We start from the raw sequence: 19,418 nt of genomic DNA on the forward strand, positions 1-19,418 counted from the left end.
TCCTTTTAAAAGCCTTAACTCGCGAAGTTAAGGCTTTTATTATTCTGGGACTGTAGTTGGTCTATTTTCAGCATCTTTATGTTTATGAAGGTCTACATCGCCTTTAGGAGTGGTAAGTTTAGTTACTCCTACTTCTTCAGCGGTAATATTCTTGGCAGTTGTTATTGCATCTATATTTAATGAAGTTCCTATAATGGAAGTAGCTTTTGAATTAATAGTTAGTTTGTCTGTAGTAATCACTATATTTTTAGAAGATATATTTACGTTTTTAGCTCCCTTTATATCTATATCACCTACACAATCAACTTCTAATAGGTGGCTTTCAAAGTTATATTTGACCTTAGTTCCATCTGGAAAGATAATATATTTCATCTTCCCGGAATCTTTAGGTAGGTTTTTTTCAGTTGAGTAGCTCCCTAAAATAAAGCCTGCTCCTTCATTTGAGCCAGGTAAAAATATACAAACTACATCTTCTTTTAAGCTGGGCATTGAATAATTTTTTTCTTTGTTAGTATGATCTGTTAAAACTTGTAAAGGTTTAGATATTTCTCCAGGAGTATCATCAAACTCTACCCTTGCTGTAGTATCCTTATAACTTATAGATGATATCTTCCCAGTCCTTAAAAACCTAAACTCCATTAAAAGTTCAACCTCCTTCTCATTTCTAAACTGCATATATATTCCCTGGTAATATCATGGGTAACTGAAGTTATTAAATACACTCCATCATATCTTCCAAATCCTAAAATTTTAGTTGTTAAACCTGCTAAGTATTCTGGATCTCCCATATGAGATATTTTCATCTTTGTTTCATTTTTATTCATATTTCTAAGTATCTTTTTTGCACGTTCATTTAAAAATTTTTCTTTTTCTTCTTTTGTTGTTCCAGTAACTTTTGTATCTACATTTTTATAGAGAATCTTTCCTGTTTTCACCTTATAGAAAGAACTCGTAGGGGCTTCGTATTCCCCCTTTAAGAGCTCTCCTAAAATTGGATCATAGAATGTTAGTTCACATCCATCATAGACCTCTAAATCATCACATTGGAGGTCATAACTCTCCAGATCTGATTTATTAAAAGTAATAACTGTTTCTTTATCTTCATATGTCTTTTCATCGAAAAGAATAATTTTATCCATAGTTATCTTTAAAGCCATTCCCTGCTCTTTTGAGAGCCTAGCCAGCAAACTGGCATCTGATTCTTTTAATTGGTTTACCTTATCAAAAGTAAACTCTTCAGGACAGTCATAGAATAGATCCATGGAATAATTAGTTGATATTTCCTGTGCGATCTCTCTCAGAGATACATTCTCCCAAGTATTATCTTTTTTCACTCCTTTAAGGTCTTTGGTTACATCTATAGAAGTTGCTGAGATACTCATGGTGTCTGGAGTTCCAGAAAAAGAAAGATCATCTATGGTAAATATTCCACATTTTAAGGTTCTGTTATCTCCTTCATTTCTCCAGTTAATAACTCCTAATTCGATTTTAAGCTTATCTCCCTTTAAGATCGTCCATTCTTTTATCCATTTATCACCTGTGAGGCTGAGAGTTACACTGTCGCCCTTATCCAGGTTATCTGTATATGAAAACCCTTTGATATATGGTGATGTGTCTCCTGTGATATCCTTGCCTTCATAGGTTACAGTTAAGTATGTTCTCCTGGATATCATGGCTGCCTCCAAGGTGGAAGGGATAAGTTTTTAGTATTAGGTATATCAGGACATATTAACTCTATTCCACCACTGAAGATAGCTATATTCATATATCTGGGATTAGCTCGTATTAATGATTTAGAAAATTTATCTTCTCCGTATACTTTGAAACTAATATTATCCCAGGTATCACCTTGGATAGTTTTGTATATATCCACTTCTCTAGTCAAAAGCCATCCTCCTTTCAGATTTGATTCCCTCTGCTATTGTTTCTTTTACAACCTTTTTTATCATTTTTACTAAGTCTTCGTTTGAGCTTTTCAATAAGTCACCTATGTTTTCCATGTTTCCTATGATTGTAGGTTTGTTTTCTATGTTAAATTCAAATTTATTCTCTATATTTGTCTTTAATATTTTTTCTTTAACAGTAGAAGCTAAGGCGGGAATTCCTTTCCCCGCAAACATTCCTAATTTATTTCCTGCGTTATACCATAGATTTTTAGATCTTCCGCTACCATCATGAGGGATAATTGATTCAGGAGTTTTTCCATCTCCTACTAATGCTAAATGAGGATTACTTACTACTCCACCTTTTGCATAAGCAGGACCATTCCAATTACCAGATAGACCAGAATTTATAGAGGTATTTTGTCTTTTTCCATTTTTATCTTGTGTTAAATTTAATGTCTTAACTTGTTGAAGAGGAGGCATTTCATTATCCTTTTCCCCTTTGATCTTTTTCCAGTATCCATAAAGTTTCTTAATGCCTTTAATCCACATTCCTAAAGGAGAGTATTCAAAAATCTTACTAATAGGACTTTCTTTAAATGCATTCCATAATTCAATTGTTTTAGTTTTAGTCTTGGTCAATCCTTCTTTTACTTTATCCCAATTCTTGTATATTAAATATACTCCTCCTGCTAATGCAGCTAAGGCTATTCCCCATGGAGAGAATAAAAGTGCCATTCCTGATTTACCCAAGGATATTATTCCATTTCCTAAAGTTTTAAATCCTGTCCCTGCTATAGAAGCACCTGCTTTTAAAGTTTGAAAAGATTTCTTACCATTAGTAGTTATCAAATTAAAAGTGGGACCCCATTGTTTCCATTCCTTTATTTTTTTACCTGCAGACATAAATGCCCTATAGTCATCTTTCATTTTAAATACTTGTTCTAACCCTAACCTGGCTCCACCTGAAGCTAATCTTAATCCTACTAACCCTGTAATACCGTAAGCTAATGCTTTAGACATCTGAGGATGTTCTTCTGTAAAAGAGTTAATACCATCAGTTAGAGAAGTTATTCCGGATGTAGTAGATTTAATAGCCGGTAACATTAAGCTTGTAAATGACATAACTAACTGCCTGCTAGATCTTATAGCTACTTTCATTGAACTGGCAGTTGTATCCATCTTATTTTTTAGTTCTGACATGGAGCTGCCGGAATACCCGGCTTTATCTTTAACTAATTTTAGGTTCTCTCCTAAAAACTTTAAATTGTCTGTTAAGAGTGGAACTGTAGAGAGTGCCTCTTCGCCAAATAGCTGTTTGGTTACTGCTAGCTGCTCTGATTTATCTAATTGTTTTATCTGTTGAAATACTTTAAACATTGTTCCAGTAGCATTATCTTGTAGTTCTATACTTAGATCTACTGGATCTAATCCTAACTTTTGTAGAGCTTTTAATTTATCACCACTAGCTGAAGCTCCTGCGCTTAAAGTAGTAAATACTTTCTGTAATCCTGTAGCTGCCCTTCCAGTATCAGATACTCCTAGTGCTACTAAGGTTCCACCTAATGCTGCTGTTTCAGCTTCAGAGAAATTAGCTATCTTACCTAAACTTCCAACTCTTGTTGTCAGCTCTGCAATTTGTGCAGGAGAAGCTTTTATCTTAGCTCCTAGATAGTTCATTTTGTCGGCTAGATCTACTACTTCACCTTGGGTCATCTTAAATGATTGTCTCCAGGTAGCTAACATATCTCCTGCTTGACCTGTCTCCATATCAAAGGCTACAGATACCATAGCTGTATCTTTAGTAAACTTTGTAAGTTCATTCATCTTTATCCCGGCTTGTCCTGCTGCAGCTGCTATCTCATAAATTTGATTATTAAATAAAGGCAACTCCTTAGTTGCACTGAGGATATCCCTTTTAAATTTAAGAGCTTCTTTTCCTTGTAATCCTGTAGTTTTCTTTACATCCGCAAAAGCTGACTCATCGTCTATTGCAAACTTAACCCCTACACCAAGGGCTACTGCCTGCCCAACTCCTCTATAAAGAGAATTTCTTCCTTTTTCTTTATTAGAGGCTCTAAACTTTTTAAACCTTTCTTGATTCTCCTGGTATAAAGCTTTTTTCATCTCTTTAGATAATCGGATCTGTTCCTTATATCTTTTGGCCATTTCGTTACTTCTAGCTAATGTGTTCTGTCTTTTAGATACCTGGCTTATTTGTTTAGAAAGTTCTTCCTGGCTTCTACCATATTTATTTGTTTCCTGTTTAACTGACTTCATTTTACGCATTAAGTCAGTTAAAGATTTTCTTTCTTTGTCTGTACTAGCTCTTAGTTTATCTTCAGCTAATTTAGCCTTTTTAAACTCATTAATCATTTTCTTGGTAGGTTTAGATGTTCTCTCCAAAATTTTTTTCAAATCTTTAGTTTTTTTAGTCATTTCAAATAGAGATCTTTGCTGTTCTGAATAAGTTTTTCTACCTTTAGTAAATTGAGTTTCTAGCTTTTTACTTTTTTGTTCTAACTTTGAGATCTCACGACTGGTAGTTTTAAGATTTTTCATTTCATTACTTAATTTTTTGACTTCTTCAGAACCTTTAGCAAAGTTTATATCTTTAACTTTTTTCATGTGATCGCTAAGTTTTTTTACTTCTTTTGAACTCTGATTAAAACTCTTGGTTAAAGAGGGATCAACCTTTCCTCCAATTTTTAATATAAAATTTCTATTGCTCACTAGGGATCGCCTCCAACCAATTAACCAATTCTTCTAATCTCATCCTATAGAAAAAATCAGCTCCACTTTTTGTTAGTTTACCTGCCATTAGGATAGATTCTCTTAAGTCCTTAATTTTTTTCTTAGAGTTGAGATCTACCCTAGCAAGAAACCCTTGGTACATTCTGTTATCGTTTTAAAATCTTTAGATTTAATCTCTAATATTGCTTCAAATGGTAGCCCTGAAGCTTTAGCCGCAATAGCTCCTTGATATGCAGTTGAATAATTTGTATCTGGTAATGGAGTATAGAACTTTCCTAATGCCTCACTTTCAGCTTCACAAATATCTACTCCCGTAAGAGAATTAAAATCTAATTCTAGTTTCTCTATTATTTCACCATTGAAGTTGATAGGAATTCCTAGAGTAATAATTACGATTTCGTTTTTTATTTCTAATTTTGTTTTTTCTTTAATTGTTTTTATTTCTGTTTTTACTACTGTTTTCTCACCTTCAGGCACTTCATCTTTACTTTTCATTAGAACCTCCTAAGTTTTTAATTTGACTTTTCATAATATTTGAAGTAATAATATGACTGTATTGATGTTTATTAGACCAAACATACATACCGCCTTTAAAGTAAAAAGCTCTCGTCGACTTTACGAGGACTTTTTACTTTTTTCTTTTCTATAGAAAATCATCATCTTCTAGATAATTAACCCCATCTACTACAAATTTATTGTTAAGTTTATCAATATGAAGATTTTCTATCTCGTCTACAAATACTCTTAAACTAATTACTTCAAATTCTGCTTCTGTGTCCATTGCCTTGGCTGTTTCTGCTTTCCCTAAGTTCTTATTCTTAGGAGTTACTTTAGCCATGATTCTTATCTTTCTATTCCTCATCCTTCCTATAGGGCTTCCTGGATCAGCCATCTGAAGATTACCTCTAAAAGCAAGCTGATGTGTAATAGGAGCAAGAAGTGTTGTAAATTGAGCATTGACCGCCCTTTTCTTTATTTTAATTCCCATAGATTTAGTTAATCCGGCAATAGGAACTTCTAATTCTCCTGCTATTCCTGATCCTGTAACTGTATCAGTCATAAACTGGATATTAGGCAGCTCTACGTCTACTGTTCCTACTTCTTTCAATGCATTTAGATACAAACTAAATCCTTGTAGAGATATTGGAAATCCATTCATTACTTACCACCTCCAAATAGTTTCTTTAAGTATTCTGTGTCATACTCTAGAGCTGATTCTATCTTTTCTGCTACTCCTACCGGTGTCATATATCTTTTAAAATTGTACTTTCCATCCATTAGTTTAGTAGTGGGGTTATCTTGTTTGTTAAATTCAATTCTTCCACCTAGAATAGCTCCTGTAGTTACTAATCCATTGTAGTAGTCGTTATAGCTATCTACTATCTTATCCATTAGCTTATTGTTGGCCGGTTTATCTACATCTAACCAATAAGTTAGTGTAAAGTTGTTGTTATCCCAGATAAACATCCTCTTACAAGAAATAGTATTATCTTTAATATCACTATTAGCCGGATAACATCCAGTTCTATTTCCCCATAATCTCCAACCGTTATTAAAGTTAATAGAAGTTGCTACTCCATTATCATTTAGATAATCAGCCTGGGTTAATAGAAGATCTACTTCCGTTTTATTCTTCAGACAGATTCCTGTAATGTTTAGAGGCTTATTGGAAGGTGATTCATAAGGAATATCTCCATTTTTAGTATCTACTGCATACATAGAGGCAGCTACCAAAGTAGAAATATGATAAAGAGTTTTATCGATTAAAGCCATTGGCCAAAAGTTATACAAGTTTTCATGGATATAACTATTGTCGTTTTTCCATGCAGGAACTTTATTGTATTTATCAATAGTAGTTGCATCTATATCAGCTAATGCTATACCGGTAAAGACCTCATTAATACTTTTCATACCTGATACAAGAGATGTCATTACTTTACTCTTATCGGTCCATCCAGGGGCCAATCCAATATTAGGGACTTTATTGTATTTAGGGAATATCTGATTTATTAAAGAAATTCCTTTAGTTTCAAGGGTAGTTGTATCAATCCCTCCAATAATATCTGTTTCATTCACTAAAATAGGTTTTAATTTATCAAAACTAACTTTTCCTGCGTTAAGTGTCCCTGCTAAGGCTGTATCTGTAATTATGATACTTACAGAACCATCCTCATTAAATACTGCTGTATATTTATCTTTAGGAACTACAGTATCATCAGATTGTTTTAGGGATAAACTAGGTAATAGGATCCCTTTATCTGTGATGGTTCCTTTTTTCTTAGTAAATGTAATAGCTGTATCTGCCACTGCTTCCTTGTGAGTAGCAGGGTCTAAGACATTTATAAATACTACTGGTCCTACTTTGAATAGCCTGAAGAACACATCTATAGCTTCACAAAGAGTATAGCTTGCCCAATCGTCTGAATACCCAAATGCTTCTATTGCTTCTTTTTCTGAATAGCAGAGAACCGGGGTATTTATCTTAGGTGACTTTGCTAAGTTTACTGGTGCAGTTCCTATAATTACTGCACAATTACCACTTTCTATTACACTAGCCATAGAGGTAGAAGTTTCACTTGTTTTTACTCCATGATTTATAGTTCCCATTAGTTCATTACCTCCTCTACTGCCTTATTAAAAAGTATATTTATTACAGTTCCTGGTTGATTTATTTCGTTGAAAGCTGTTACATATTCATCTTCTGAGACAAACAATGGAACTATGGATGGATATGTCTTTTTTAGTTCCTCTACTTCTTTAGGAAGATTTCCTATGAATACAGTCCCTTTATCTAAAATCCCCCTTTGTACTCCAGGTCCTATGTAAAATATGCTCTCTTTTTTCTTTTCTTCTTTTGGTTCTTCTTTTTTTTTCTTTTTGGTTACTTTTTTTACTGCCATCATTCCTCCCTACAAATAGTCATCTTGTGGCTGCGTTACTGCTATTTCAAATGAACATTTAGTTTCACCAAGGTAATATGGTGTTTTTACCGCACCAAATACTTCATGTTTCATAGATCTCTTAAGGATCCCAAACTGGAAGTTTGTATCTTTAAAGAAATCTTCTCTGATTTTATCTATTACCGAAAGAGTATCCCAGTGTCCCGTTGATAGAGCTTCTCTTTTAGTCTCCGGATCATTTCTCCCTTCTCTACTGGCTCCAATAGTTGCATAGAGAATACTAATATCAACATTACCGTTCATCTCTTCATCTTGGATATTAGTTGTTTGAATTAATATATATGGTTTACCTCTTACTGTATCCATTGGCAATACACCGGTAACAACTAAAGGAATCACTTCGTTCCCTTCATCATCTATTAACTGAATACCTTTTATTGCATTTTCAAGTCTGTTTTTAATTTCTTGCTCTAAATTTCTTATAGACATAAACTACTCCTTTTTACTAATATCTTTTGGCGAGAACTCTTTAACTACATTCGAAACATCTTTAATAACATTTGAAATTTCTGCCATTTTAGATGGAGGATTTTTTCTGTTTAAGTTTGTTTTTTCTATATTTTTAACTGTCATAAATACCTCCTTAGTCCCTAATATCTATTAGTGGACTTCCTCCAGAAGTTACTTTAGGCAGCTGACCATCCCATCTTAAGGTTTGTTCATATTTAATTAATTCACTAGATAAAGATTTTTTCTTAAGATCGTTAGCTTTAGCCTGGGCTTTAGCTACAGTTAATATTTTTTCTGCTTCAGCTGTTGCTTGAATTAATTTAACCTTAGCTTTTCCCTCTTCCTGGATAGCATTTCTTTCAGCTTCAATTTGAGCTTTTTGTTTTTCTATCTTTTGTCTCTCTAATTCTTGTTGAGTATTCACCCTTTGTTGTATAACTGTTGCTGTAGCAGGATCTAATCCTATTCTTGAGAAATTTACAGATTCAATGATTATTCCATCTTTAGCAAACTTATCTTTAATATGTTGATAAGTCTCTAAATTTAATTCCGCCCGTTTAGATCCATAAATATCAAGAACACTAAATTTAGAAGTTACTTCAGATACATATGCTTTTATCTTTACCCTGGTATATGTATTTTGAATAATATCTCCGCTTTTACCTTTAAACCTTGTAAATATCTTAGCTACCTTATTTTCATCATATCTATATGAATATTCTAAATCTACATTAACCATCTTCCCATCTGATGTAGGAACCATAAATGAATCATTATCTTCAGATCCTTCCCTTTCATCTGCAGATAGATACGCTTGTTCTGTTCCTATGGTATACTCAGTTACATTTTTAAATGGATTGATAAAGTTGTATCCTTGAGTTAATACTTTTTCCTGAACTCCTCCATTAGGGCTATAAACAACACCTACATATCCTGCAGATATTTTGTGACACGATTTAAACATCATTAATATGACCATAATTACTACCACGACTACTGCGCTAAACTTTTTTCCATTAACTATCATTTTTGTCCTCCTAATTTTTTATTCTTCAAAGAAATCATTTAATTTGATTTCAAATTCATTCTCTAAGTCTTCATTGATAAATTTTTCTATGAGTTCTGGATTATTTTCTATCATTCCGCCAACACTATATCCATACTGCCTTTCAATAGCTTTTCTAAATTTAGATTCTGCAAATAAACGCCTGAACACCATTATGTTTCCTGGTTGATTTCTAGGAGACTGAAGAAAGGCTCTTTTTAAATCTATCAGCCCTCCGCTCCTTCTTAATCCAATTTTAATCGGTCCATCATCTGGAACATCTACCCTAAAGTTTTGTAATCCATAATAATCTTTCTTTCTATTGTTTGCTAACTCAGCTGTTGTATTCTGCAGAGTGGCTTTCTTCATAGAGATCCCTGGATTAACTTTATCTTTATTGATATAGAAATCTTCTATAATTTGATCTACTATGTACCTTTTAGCTCTTTTAGCAGTTTGATTCGAAGCTTTGGAAACAACTTCTTCAACACCATCTGTGATACCTTCTAATTCTTCTCTAATTTTATCTAGTGCTTCACTATCAAATTCAATCATAGGTTTCACCTCTTATATTTCGTAACTCTCGAAATTGGTTATTTGTAATTAGAAATAAGAGATAGTCTAATGGTATTTCCTTTATCTTCAATATCTATAACTTCATATGATTCATCGTTAAGATTTACAGTGCTGTTTATATAGACATCCCCTGGAAAAACTTCCTTTTTCATTGATAAAGTAATTCCACCATGATAGATACCTGCTTCACTGTATCTATCATTATTTTTTCCTTCATACTTTTTATTAAATTCTTCAGATGATTTTATTGCTATAATTTCTTTTCCTTCAAAGGTAACCTTCTCTCCTATTTCATCCGGGTCAAAAAGTAGATCTAGGTCCTCATCCATCATGTCTTTAAAGTTTATCTTCAGCTTCCATAATTGCTTTTATTATGTCGGCTTTCTTAGTCACTTCAAGTTGAAGTTCCATGTCTGCTGCCATCTCTTTCAATTCCGGAATAGTATGCTCATCTAATTCTTTTATTCTTTCTTCCTGGGCTAGTTCTCCAGGAGTTTTCTTTTCTAAAGAAAGAGATTTTATCTCTCTTACAAAATCAGATTTAATAAGATCTGATGCATCTTTATCTTCTAATTCTATGATCGCGCCTGGCTTATAGATTTTCTCTTTATATTCAATAGCCGTTATTTTAACTTTACATTTTTTCATTGTTACCCCCTATATTACTTTAGCTGCAATCCAGCCTTGAGCATCTTCTGGTATGATTAATGGTGAAGATCTAATTTCTAATAGATCTGTATTACCTTCATCTGAAGGAATAGTTTTTACTGCCTCTTTTCCAACAAATATTTTAGATTTATCTGTTAGCTTTTCTCTGAATGGAAAACTTCCGTAATTTACTCTAAAACTCTTAGCTTTAAAGTATAAAAGTGTTCCATCTGGAAGGATAGGTTCCTCAGTAGGTTTACCGTATTCTTTTACCCAATCCATGTATGAATAGATTTTGGTGTCTATTTCTGGAATATATCCGATGTATGAAACTCCTGGTTCTTTTTCCTTTGGTTTAAGATTGATAAGAGTATCATTAAGGATTCTTATCTTTTCCATCAAACTTTTGTTGTTGATAATAGATCTCGCTACATCTGGGGTAACTATTACTGTATCAACTACATTTCCTGTGTTCTTTTGGACCTCAAGTTTTTGATTACTTAACCATCCAATGATATCTGAACCTTCCGCATCAAACTTATCTGATCCAGTTAATACCTTTAAAGTAAAGTCTCCATATCTAATCCCTTCCTTCCCATTTCCCATAGGAAAAACACCACTCATTACCAATTGAGATAATGCCCAAATTTTAGTCCTATGAGCTATTGTTTTTAATGTTTTTAAATCCTCTGCTACCTGTTTTTTCAAGATCTTATTCAGATCTTTTTTACCAGTAACATAGATACCTTCACCAAATTGCTGTTGATATGCTGATTCAGCAGTCGCAGGGATCTTCAATGAAATAAATGGAGGCTTATATCTTGCAACCTCGAATCCTTCTCTTTCGATAAGTATCCCATTAGACATAGGACCTACAAATGCTGCTCTTACTCTTCCATTATCCTTAGAGTGGATCTCTATCTCTTGTACTACTTCCTCTATTTCTTTACCAATCATAATATTCCATAAGAAATTTACTGGTCTTTTTATTCTTTTTATTGCATCCGTTATCTTTCTTGCCTCATATGTTTTTGGCATTATTAACCACTCCTTTTGTTATTTAAATTTTTATCTCATATAGATATTTTTAGGAATACCATTTATTCTTATTTTTTCTATATCTGTAGCATCTTCTTTGATTACTCCATTTTTATAGAACATTCCACTAACGTAAACCATTGCTGTTTCGGTTGTTTTAACTACTGCATCCTCACTTAAAATTCCAAAGAATTTAGTTTCATCTGTACACTTAGATAATTTTAAAGTAGTGGGATCTAATTCTAAGAGCATCCCCCTAGTATAAGTTCCAGCGACAAATCCCATAGGTTCTACTAGGTAGGGAACTACTCCTCCAGCTTTTAGATTTTCAGGCATTCTTTTTTCTTTTTCCATTTAAAGTCACTCTCCTTATTCTTCTCCATTTGCTAACGCTACTATGTCATCTATCTCATCCTTTTCCTGTTTTTCTTTAATTTCTTCCTGAGTCATTCCATCTAATACTTGGTCCTGGACTCCTCCAGCTTTTGCATCATCGATTTTATTTAGTAAAATTTCCATTTTATTTTGAGCGTTAGGTTGTTTTTCAGTATTTTTAGGCTGAGTTGCCATCTCCTGAAGAACATCAGTCATTAATTCCTGATTAGTAGCTTCTAAAGGAGTTTCAAACTTTGCTTTTTGAACACATTCTAATGATCTTCCTGCTCTTTGTTCTATTGTTTCTAGATTTTGAATTCTTTCTCTTTCCTGGTTAACTCCTACTTGAACTATTTGTTTGTATAGATCTGGATGTTCTTGCATTAATTGATTTAAATCCATCTTTTCAACTCCTTGTGTATTTTTTAAATTCTTATTTTTTGGTTCTAATTTTTTCTTCATACTATTTTTAAGATTTTCTCTATTTAGAAAACTATCTAAATTTTTAAAGTCAGAGACATTTATCTCTTCATCTCCACACATAAGCATATTATTCTGAAAACTCATTTGAGCTTTACTATCGTTTTCTATATCAGTGATAAACCCATCTTTTAAAGCTTCTTTAGCAGTCATCCAAGTAGTCTCATCCATCTTTTCAATTAAGGTTTCACGAGGGATATTGACTTTAGTTAGGTATGCTTCTATAGAAGTTTCCCTAAACTGATCTAGTTCATCAGCTTGTTTTCGAAGCTCACGAGCTTCTCCACTTGTCCAACCATAATATGGGTTATGGATCATCATCATAGAAACTTTACTCATATGTATCGTATCTCCTGCCATGACTACTACAGTGGCAATTGAAGCACAGATACCATCGATAAACATGTTTACTTTAGCTTTACTTCTTTTTAAACTGTTGTATATGGCACATCCTGCAAATACTCCTCCACCTCTAGAATTAATTCTGACATCAATCTCCGTTATATCTCCTAATGCATCTAATTCTCTGTTTATGTCTTCAGGAGTAACATCTGCCATCCAACCTTCACCAATAACACCATACATTCGTATCTCAGCTTTAGTTTTACTCATCATTACCGCATTAAGTAAGCTCATTTTTTTCACCTTCTTTAGTTTTTTCTTTTTTAGATTTTCCATTATTTATTAATCCATATTTTTTCATCTTCTTTACCTCTCGACCTCTCTGCTCGATGTTATCATCAATATCACTGCCGTTAATCTCCATACTTTCTCGTCCGCTTGTACTTAGATTGTTTTTAATTCTAAGTTCTGCAGCTTTAGCTTCTTTTAAAGGATCTAATGACCCCTGAGCCTGTCCAAACCATTGGGTTTTCTGATATGCCTTTCTTTTAAAGGGATCTTCATATCCAGGAAGATCTATATAGTCCATGGCTACACAATAATCTAAAAACTCCTCATAGATAGGCTGCATAAAATCATCTGTAAACCATTGTCTTTTAGCTTTTAACATCTTCCATGATTCTAATAGAGCTCCCTTTGAAGCTGAATAGTTGTTAGAAAACTTTAGTAATAGCTGCTCTGGTGCTAACTCTAAAGACGCGCCTATATGAGTACTCATAGTTTCCATAAACTTGGTAAATCCTGAATTAGGCCTGTTAGAATCAGGAAATTTAATCTTTTGCCCGGGAGCCATTTGACTTATGATCCCGCTTTCTAAAGTTGCATGTTTACCATTTATGATTCTAAAAGGACTTTGCTGTTTGGTTTCTTCAGTTTCATTTTCTACAAAGGCTGCAAAATATGAATTTACTGTTGCTGCCATAAGTTCTGCATGGGTAAACTTTCTCATTTGATGGAGGATCTCAAGGACTGGTGATATTATTGGAACTCCTCTTCTCTGACCTATCCTCTCTTTTTCCATAAGGACCAATAAGTTCTTTCTACCAGTCTTATTTCCATGGACTTGAATCTTAGTAGTTTCAGAACCAGTTTTATTCTTTTTAAAGTGATAAGCTGTTATTATCCCGTTTTTATCCTTTTCTACACCGTTTTTTATGTCTTTATCTCCAACATCTGAAGGATTAATACAACTAGCCGGATCTAATAACCTTACTTTTAATCCAAATAGCTCTCCTGGATTAAGTTTAAATGATAAAGCTGCGAAACATTCACCATCTATTAATGCTGTTAAGATAGCTAATGATTGAATATGACTTAGTTTAGATTGCCTTCCCCAATCACATTCAGTTGATTCCGCCCACATTCTCCATAAATTCTCTATATTTTTTTCTATCTCTTCTTTTTTCTCTTGCTCTAGATTTAGGATGTTGTTGTCTATAGATGATTTTAGTTTTATCCCTACACCTACAACATTAGATTTGATTCTTTTAATAGCTCCATTTGCTATGGCATTTCCCATATATTCATCTCTAGATCTAGCCATAAGAGTTTCTTTTGATTCTCCTATATCAACATCAGCACTATTTATTTCATCGTCATAATCCATAGCATTTTGAGTTCCTGCCCCATGGTTATGATACTGAAGAACTTCTTTACTCTTATGTAAAAATGTCTCTGCTCTTATTTTCATAGCTCCTAACCCAGAAACCATTTTATTAAATGATATTTCCATCTGTCCCTCCTAATGTCTTCCTGGGATTACATTCTCAATTGTCATTCCTGTGTTACCAGAATTACCATATTTTCTACACCTTTCTTCCCAGAGTTTAATTCCTGATTGTATTCTCCCTAAATCTGCTCTTGTAACTTCTTTTCCATCTATGTTATATGCCTGACCTAACAAAACTTTTTCTTCAGCTTTTAAATACATTTTTAGTTTCTCTTGGCACATTTCCAAGGTTATTCCTGTGATACTCATTCTGCCTCCCTTTCTAGATATCCAAGTTTAGATAATAAACTTAAATCTTCTTTGGATAATTTTGCTAAAGTTTTCATGTCGTAATTATATATTTCTAATGCTGCTTCATTGTAGTTATGTAGATCTAATGCTTCATTTCTATCTCTTATTTTTATCCATTTGTTACTGCTAGGATCTCGCACTTCGGCAGTTAAACTCATAAAGTATTCCTCGGTGTAGTTCCTAGTTGGATTTTTAGGATAATGACAATATCCTTTTCCTTTTTTCTTGATCCTTAATTTACTCATAGTTGAATCTTTTAATGCATTAACCCCTATTGAATAAAGATTTATTTCATTGTTTTTAGTTTTTCTAAATCCGTTATTTATTGGAACTATTCCACCTTGTCCCTTAATACCATAGATTCTTTCATGCTCTTTATCAGAAACAAAATTATATACATTTTGTGTGTTATAACCAGTGTCTATACAAGTTGCAAAGATTTTTAATGGAGTTCCACATTCAAAATAGAAATCAGATTTTAAAAATTCATACAGTTCATTCCAAACTTCTTCTTTTGATGGGTTTCCATAAAATACTTGATATATGATTCCCCAATTTTCACGACCTAATCCCCAACCCTTGACCTCTACTTCAATCCTGTTATGTTGAATATCTACTCCTGCAGTTAAAAGTAAAACACCTTCAGGAACTTCTGCTTCATATGTTTCTCTTCTTTTATATAGAGTCATATAGTCGATAGTTTTAATATTTTGCTCTTCCCATGTTTCTGCTAAGACAGTATTTTTAAAGGTTTTTATTTTTTCCATATCTCCCTGGGACTCTATCCATTCTTCAACTATTGATTCCCAAGTTCTCCATGGACTAGCTAATGCACTTAGGTGATAACTTAACTTCTTTTTCTTTTCAGGAAATTTATGCACCCATTTTCCTTTAGATTGGTTTCCTTTTTTCCATTCTTTTTCATGGGATAAAGCTCCACATTCAGTACAAAGCATCTCTACAGTTTCATGATCATCATCAATCCATTTTAAGTTTTTAAAATCTAATACCTGGTATTCTCCACAATGGGGACAAGGAAGCTTCCATACTGCCTGTGACCCATTAGCAAACTCTTTTTCTATAGCACTCTTAGTTTTTACAGTTGGTGTTCCGGTGATAATACATTTACTCTCATCACCATAGGTAGTTAATCTTTTTCGCCCAAGAGATATTACATCTCCTTCCCTACCTGAAGACTCCGGATACCTGTCTACCTCATCAAAGAAAATTATCTTGATTGGTCTAGCTGCTAATTTACTTGGTGAGTTAGATCCTATAAAAGCAAGGTATCCTCCTGGGAACATCTTGTGTGTAACCGTATTCCCTGAGTTCTTAGAATTGGCATCCTTGATTCTAGTTTTCAATACATAGGTATCTCTTATCATTGGAGCTATCCGCTCCTTTGAATAAGCTATTGCCATGGTATCTGTTGGTTGAACCAAGAGCATTGGACAGGGAGATAAGTGTGCATTTTTCCCAAAAATATTATTTATGAATTCTGATTTGGCCAGTTGCGAAGCCATCATAAGAATTACTTCTCTGACGTCTCCAGATTCTAATCTTTCATAGATCTCTATCATGTATGGAGTTCTCTTTGTCTCCCAGGCTCCGATCTCTTTAGAGCCCTCTGAAGATAAGATCCTATTTGCATCTGCCCATTCACTTATACTTAAATTAAGTGGTGGTCTCAATAACTCAAGGCATTCCTTGAACAAGTTTCTTACTTTTTTTCTTTCATTCATCATTTATCACCTTTGTTACTTGGAGGATTATATTTTTCTAATTCTTCCAGGGATTTCAATACATGTTTTTCTACGATCTTTTTAATATCCGGATTTTCTTTTTGTTCTATTTCAATAATAATTTTTCTACTAGCACTGAGAAGCTGTGACTTAAACTTAATTAACATGTCAGACAAGGCCCCTCTAACTATATGATCAGGATAATATTCATCTTTTAAAATTTTTAAGTTGAATTCTTGAGTTTCTCTTTTTGCTTTTTTTAATTTCTGATCTTCAAGATTATGGTCTCCATGTTTACTTTTTATCTGCTTGATATACTCTTTAACACATTCTTTATACAAATATTCTCCAGGAGCATATTTGAAATTTTTAAATAGAGATCTCACTTGTCTTTCAGTGATTAAAAACTGCTTAGCTAATTGTTTTTCACTGATTAAAATTGTCTGTCCCATATATCCTCCTAAAAATTTTGGAAGTCTCGAATAAAAAATTTCAGACGGAAAAACTTCCGCAAATTATCCCCGCAAAGCTCTCTGTAGAACGCTCACAGTACCTTTTTTAATCTTCCTCATCTATCCTAACTACTTCTTTGCCTGAAGCTGTTGTTCCACTGTGCTTCTTCTCTGTTGCATAACTATATCCAAGGATGTTATTGATCTCTCTTATGGCACTGATCTCTGTGTCCAGGGACTTCTTACTCTTTACAATCTTCTTTGTTTTCCTGCCCTTTGGTGTATTCTCCTCTACATACTCTGTCTCTGTCACACCTTCCTTGGCTCTTCTTTTGATATCTCTCAGGTCATTGATCTGTGCGTATGCTCCTAGCTTTGTATCTGTGATAAGATCTTTTCTTAGTTCTTCTATGGTTTGAGTTAGATTTCTAGATCGTTCCACATCATAGGTCTTAGTCTTATCTGAATAGCCGGCTATCTTCTTAGCTTCCTCTGTCCCATTTCCTTCCAGCCTGGCTTTGACATACTTGGTCTGTTTTTCTGTCAACCCATTAAAGGTGCATTTAATTGCATTTTTTTCTTCTACTATCTCTGCTATGTATTCTCTGTAATGAACTTCATGTCTATAGATCCAGGCAGTGATTGTATTTACCGGTAACTTCATCCTCTTGGATATCTCTTGGTATTTAGCCTTCTTAGTCTTTCCAAACTTATTAGCTGTAAGTTGCACATATAGTTCCAGTGCTGCTAATTGATCTTTAGTTAGTTTATCTATCTTCTTTCTGGCCATATATTTACTCCTAATTCTCAACTTTATACTTAAAATTAATATAAGTTTCTTAAGTTTTACTTTGGTTTTCATGTTATACTTTCAGCAAACAATACGTAGGAGGAACAAATATGCTTTTTTACATCGATATGAAAACCCAAAAGATTCACACTAAGAAATGTCTACAACTGATAAGGTACCTTGATTTACCGTTAGCCCTTCGTACTAAACTCAGGTTTTATCTTAGTTTAGGACTCCATAAGAATTTAGAATCTGCAGTACTTAAGGCTATAAATAAAGGTTATATTAATGCTAGTGCCGATTCTTGCTGTTGTAACTTGGTGGAATGGTAGCTTGGAATAGTAATTAGAGCCATTTATTGGCTCTTTTTATTCTTTATAATTTTCTTTTACTTCATCCCAAGTATATTCTTGACCATCTCTGATGAGTGTTATATCTTCTTTGGCTATTGCATACCTCTTTACTTCTACATCTACATACTTTGGATCAAACTCCATTAAATATGCTGTTCTATCTATCTGATCACAACTCATAAGAGTGCTTCCACTTCCTCCAAACCAATCCACTACGAGATCTCCCGGCTTAGTATTATTTAAAATTAGCCTGGCTAATAGCTTTAATGGTTTCATTGTAGGATGAACATCATTTCGTGTTGGTTTATCTTCTCTAATGATTGTTGAGTGCTGTTCTAGTAGTTTTGTCATTTTCACTATATATTCTCTAAGTTCACTCTTGCCCATACTGTTAAGAGTTCCAGGTAGTTCTAGTACTGTGTCTTGTGTGTAGTCTTTAATAAAATAGTGTGCTGCTCCCTCTTTCCATCCATAGAGTATTGGTTCATGTCTCCAGTTGTAGTCCTGCCTCGATAGATTGAATCCATTCTTAACCCATATGAGGCACTGAGATATCTTTAGCTTAGCTTCTTTTAATGCTCCTCTAAATGCTTCTGTCTCTATATCTGCATGGAATATATAATATGCTCCTCCTGGTTCCAGATACTTATGCATATTCTTATAAAACCTTAATAGGAAATCATAGAAATCTTTTGAATTCATATTGTCATTGATGATCTTCTTTCCATCCTCTGACTCATAATTTATGTTATATGGTGGATCAGTTATACATAGCTTCCCTTTGCTCCCATCCATCAGTCTCTTAGCATCTTCTTTGGAAGTAGAATCACCACATAAAACTTTATGTCTTCCTAACAGCCATAGGTCACCTTGCTTAGTGAAAGGTTCTTTGTGTTCTTCTACTTCTGGTGCATCTATCTCTTCTATGTTTTCAGAGCTTTCCAGTTCCTCTTCAATCAGTTTTTGAACTTCTTCAGTATCAAAACCGGTAAGATATGATTTATCTCCTAATGATTTTAATTCTTCATATAGTTTTTCAAACTCCCACTCACCTAATTCAGCTGCTCTTGATTCTCCTATTCTGATTATTTGTATATCTTCTTCAGATAGATTTTCTATTCGATAGCAATTAATCTCTTGAATCCCTAATTCTACCAATGCTACATACCTAGCCGGCTCTCCTACAACTACATTGTTCTTATCAATGACTAATGGAATATACTGATTGTAAGTTTTAATTAAATTCTTATATAGCTTTACCTGGGCATCGGTATATATTCTTGAGGTATAACCTATGCTTATCTCTGATATATTTACAATAATTTGATTCATGATAGCTCCTCCATCTTCGTAAAATGTCGTTACTTGTTTTAGCTAAAATCTTTTTAATATTAAATACTCTTTCAGGACTTAGATACTTTCTACTTATTATTACGCGAGGCAAATGTCT

Annotated in this window: 24 protein-coding genes; 1 reads left to right on the top strand and 23 read right to left on the bottom strand. The window is 33.6% G+C overall.

What is annotated here, in order from left to right:
• Positions 1-39: 39 nt before the first annotated feature.
• The 22 genes from K337_RS19145 to K337_RS18005 all read right to left on the bottom strand — a co-directional run bounded on the left by K337_RS19145 (position 40) and on the right by K337_RS18005 (position 17,615).
• Positions 40-639, bottom strand: a complete 600-nt coding sequence (locus K337_RS19145) for a phage baseplate assembly protein V (protein ID WP_051251665.1) — start codon at positions 637-639, stop codon at positions 40-42.
• Positions 639-1,673 (bottom strand): phage late control D family protein, encoded by a 1,035-nt coding sequence (locus tag K337_RS0107655; protein ID WP_028856080.1) that lies wholly within the window; start codon positions 1,671-1,673, stop codon positions 639-641. Before K337_RS0107655 ends, K337_RS19145 begins: the two co-directional genes overlap by 1 nt.
• Entirely contained in the window at positions 1,670-1,885 is a 216-nt protein-coding gene (locus K337_RS0107660; RefSeq protein WP_028856081.1) for a tail protein X, read from the bottom strand. The genes K337_RS0107655 and K337_RS0107660 overlap by 4 nt, the downstream gene beginning before the upstream one ends.
• Positions 1,878-4,616 (bottom strand): phage tail tape measure protein, encoded by a 2,739-nt coding sequence (locus K337_RS0107665; RefSeq protein ID WP_028856082.1) that lies wholly within the window; start codon positions 4,614-4,616, stop codon positions 1,878-1,880. The genes K337_RS0107660 and K337_RS0107665 overlap by 8 nt, the downstream gene beginning before the upstream one ends.
• Positions 4,617-4,751: 135 nt before the next feature.
• Positions 4,752-5,132: a phage tail assembly protein gene (locus K337_RS0107675; protein ID WP_028856083.1), complete on the bottom strand. Its 381-nt coding sequence runs from the start codon at positions 5,130-5,132 to the stop codon at positions 4,752-4,754.
• 148 nt (positions 5,133-5,280) lie between these two features.
• Positions 5,281-5,796, bottom strand: a complete 516-nt coding sequence (locus tag K337_RS17990; protein ID WP_051251666.1) for a phage major tail tube protein — start codon at positions 5,794-5,796, stop codon at positions 5,281-5,283.
• On the bottom strand, positions 5,796-7,244 hold the full coding sequence (locus tag K337_RS0107685; RefSeq protein ID WP_028856084.1) for a phage tail sheath family protein: 1,449 nt from the start codon (positions 7,242-7,244) through the stop codon (positions 5,796-5,798). Before K337_RS0107685 ends, K337_RS17990 begins: the two co-directional genes overlap by 1 nt.
• The gene (locus K337_RS0107690) at positions 7,244-7,537 is read right to left on the bottom strand and encodes a hypothetical protein (protein WP_028856085.1); all 294 of its coding nucleotides are present in this window, start codon (positions 7,535-7,537) and stop codon (positions 7,244-7,246) included. The genes K337_RS0107685 and K337_RS0107690 overlap by 1 nt, the downstream gene beginning before the upstream one ends.
• 9 nt (positions 7,538-7,546) lie before the next feature.
• On the bottom strand, positions 7,547-8,026 hold the full coding sequence (locus K337_RS0107695) for a hypothetical protein (protein WP_028856086.1): 480 nt from the start codon (positions 8,024-8,026) through the stop codon (positions 7,547-7,549).
• A gap of 3 nt (positions 8,027-8,029) precedes the next feature.
• Positions 8,030-8,170: a hypothetical protein gene (locus tag K337_RS19810; RefSeq protein ID WP_156877341.1), complete on the bottom strand. Its 141-nt coding sequence runs from the start codon at positions 8,168-8,170 to the stop codon at positions 8,030-8,032.
• Between the two features lie 10 nt (positions 8,171-8,180).
• On the bottom strand, positions 8,181-9,074 hold the full coding sequence (locus K337_RS0107705; protein ID WP_037029250.1) for a prohibitin family protein: 894 nt from the start codon (positions 9,072-9,074) through the stop codon (positions 8,181-8,183).
• A gap of 18 nt (positions 9,075-9,092) precedes the next feature.
• The gene (locus tag K337_RS0107710) at positions 9,093-9,647 is read right to left on the bottom strand and encodes a hypothetical protein (protein WP_028856088.1); all 555 of its coding nucleotides are present in this window, start codon (positions 9,645-9,647) and stop codon (positions 9,093-9,095) included.
• A 38-nt stretch (positions 9,648-9,685) separates the two neighbouring features.
• Complete coding sequence (locus K337_RS0107715; RefSeq protein ID WP_028856089.1) at positions 9,686-9,997, bottom strand: hypothetical protein; 312 nt, start codon at positions 9,995-9,997, stop codon at positions 9,686-9,688.
• A 7-nt stretch (positions 9,998-10,004) separates the two neighbouring features.
• Entirely contained in the window at positions 10,005-10,316 is a 312-nt protein-coding gene (locus K337_RS0107720) for a hypothetical protein (RefSeq protein ID WP_028856090.1), read from the bottom strand.
• Positions 10,317-10,325: 9 nt separating this feature from the next.
• Positions 10,326-11,354: a major capsid protein gene (locus K337_RS0107725; RefSeq protein ID WP_037029252.1), complete on the bottom strand. Its 1,029-nt coding sequence runs from the start codon at positions 11,352-11,354 to the stop codon at positions 10,326-10,328.
• Between the two features lie 30 nt (positions 11,355-11,384).
• A complete protein-coding gene (locus tag K337_RS0107730; protein ID WP_028856092.1) occupies positions 11,385-11,708 on the bottom strand; it encodes a hypothetical protein in 324 nt (107 codons plus the stop codon).
• 15 nt (positions 11,709-11,723) lie between these two features.
• Positions 11,724-12,845: a head maturation protease, ClpP-related gene (locus K337_RS19150; protein WP_169712881.1), complete on the bottom strand. Its 1,122-nt coding sequence runs from the start codon at positions 12,843-12,845 to the stop codon at positions 11,724-11,726.
• Complete coding sequence (locus K337_RS0107740; protein WP_028856093.1) at positions 12,832-14,343, bottom strand: phage portal protein; 1,512 nt, start codon at positions 14,341-14,343, stop codon at positions 12,832-12,834. Before K337_RS0107740 ends, K337_RS19150 begins: the two co-directional genes overlap by 14 nt.
• A 9-nt stretch (positions 14,344-14,352) precedes the next feature.
• Complete coding sequence (locus K337_RS18000; protein ID WP_037029254.1) at positions 14,353-14,589, bottom strand: hypothetical protein; 237 nt, start codon at positions 14,587-14,589, stop codon at positions 14,353-14,355.
• On the bottom strand, positions 14,586-16,373 hold the full coding sequence (locus K337_RS0107750; RefSeq protein ID WP_037029256.1) for a phage terminase large subunit family protein: 1,788 nt from the start codon (positions 16,371-16,373) through the stop codon (positions 14,586-14,588). The genes K337_RS18000 and K337_RS0107750 overlap by 4 nt, the downstream gene beginning before the upstream one ends.
• Positions 16,373-16,825: a hypothetical protein gene (locus K337_RS0107755; protein ID WP_028856095.1), complete on the bottom strand. Its 453-nt coding sequence runs from the start codon at positions 16,823-16,825 to the stop codon at positions 16,373-16,375. The genes K337_RS0107750 and K337_RS0107755 overlap by 1 nt, the downstream gene beginning before the upstream one ends.
• 106 nt (positions 16,826-16,931) lie before the next feature.
• Complete coding sequence (locus K337_RS18005) at positions 16,932-17,615, bottom strand: hypothetical protein (RefSeq protein WP_051251668.1); 684 nt, start codon at positions 17,613-17,615, stop codon at positions 16,932-16,934.
• A 110-nt stretch (positions 17,616-17,725) separates the two neighbouring features.
• Here K337_RS18005 and K337_RS0107765 point away from each other — a divergent pair, with 110 nt between their 5' ends.
• Positions 17,726-17,947, top strand: a complete 222-nt coding sequence (locus K337_RS0107765; RefSeq protein WP_028856096.1) for a hypothetical protein — start codon at positions 17,726-17,728, stop codon at positions 17,945-17,947.
• 36 nt (positions 17,948-17,983) lie between these two features.
• On the opposite strand, the gene K337_RS0107770 is transcribed toward K337_RS0107765, so the two are convergent.
• Complete coding sequence (locus K337_RS0107770; RefSeq protein ID WP_028856097.1) at positions 17,984-19,300, bottom strand: DNA modification methylase; 1,317 nt, start codon at positions 19,298-19,300, stop codon at positions 17,984-17,986.
• Between the last annotated feature and the right edge of the window lie 118 nt (positions 19,301-19,418).

Source organism: Psychrilyobacter atlanticus DSM 19335 (assembly GCF_000426625.1).
Taxonomy (GTDB): Bacteria; Fusobacteriota; Fusobacteriia; order Fusobacteriales; family Fusobacteriaceae; genus Psychrilyobacter; species Psychrilyobacter atlanticus.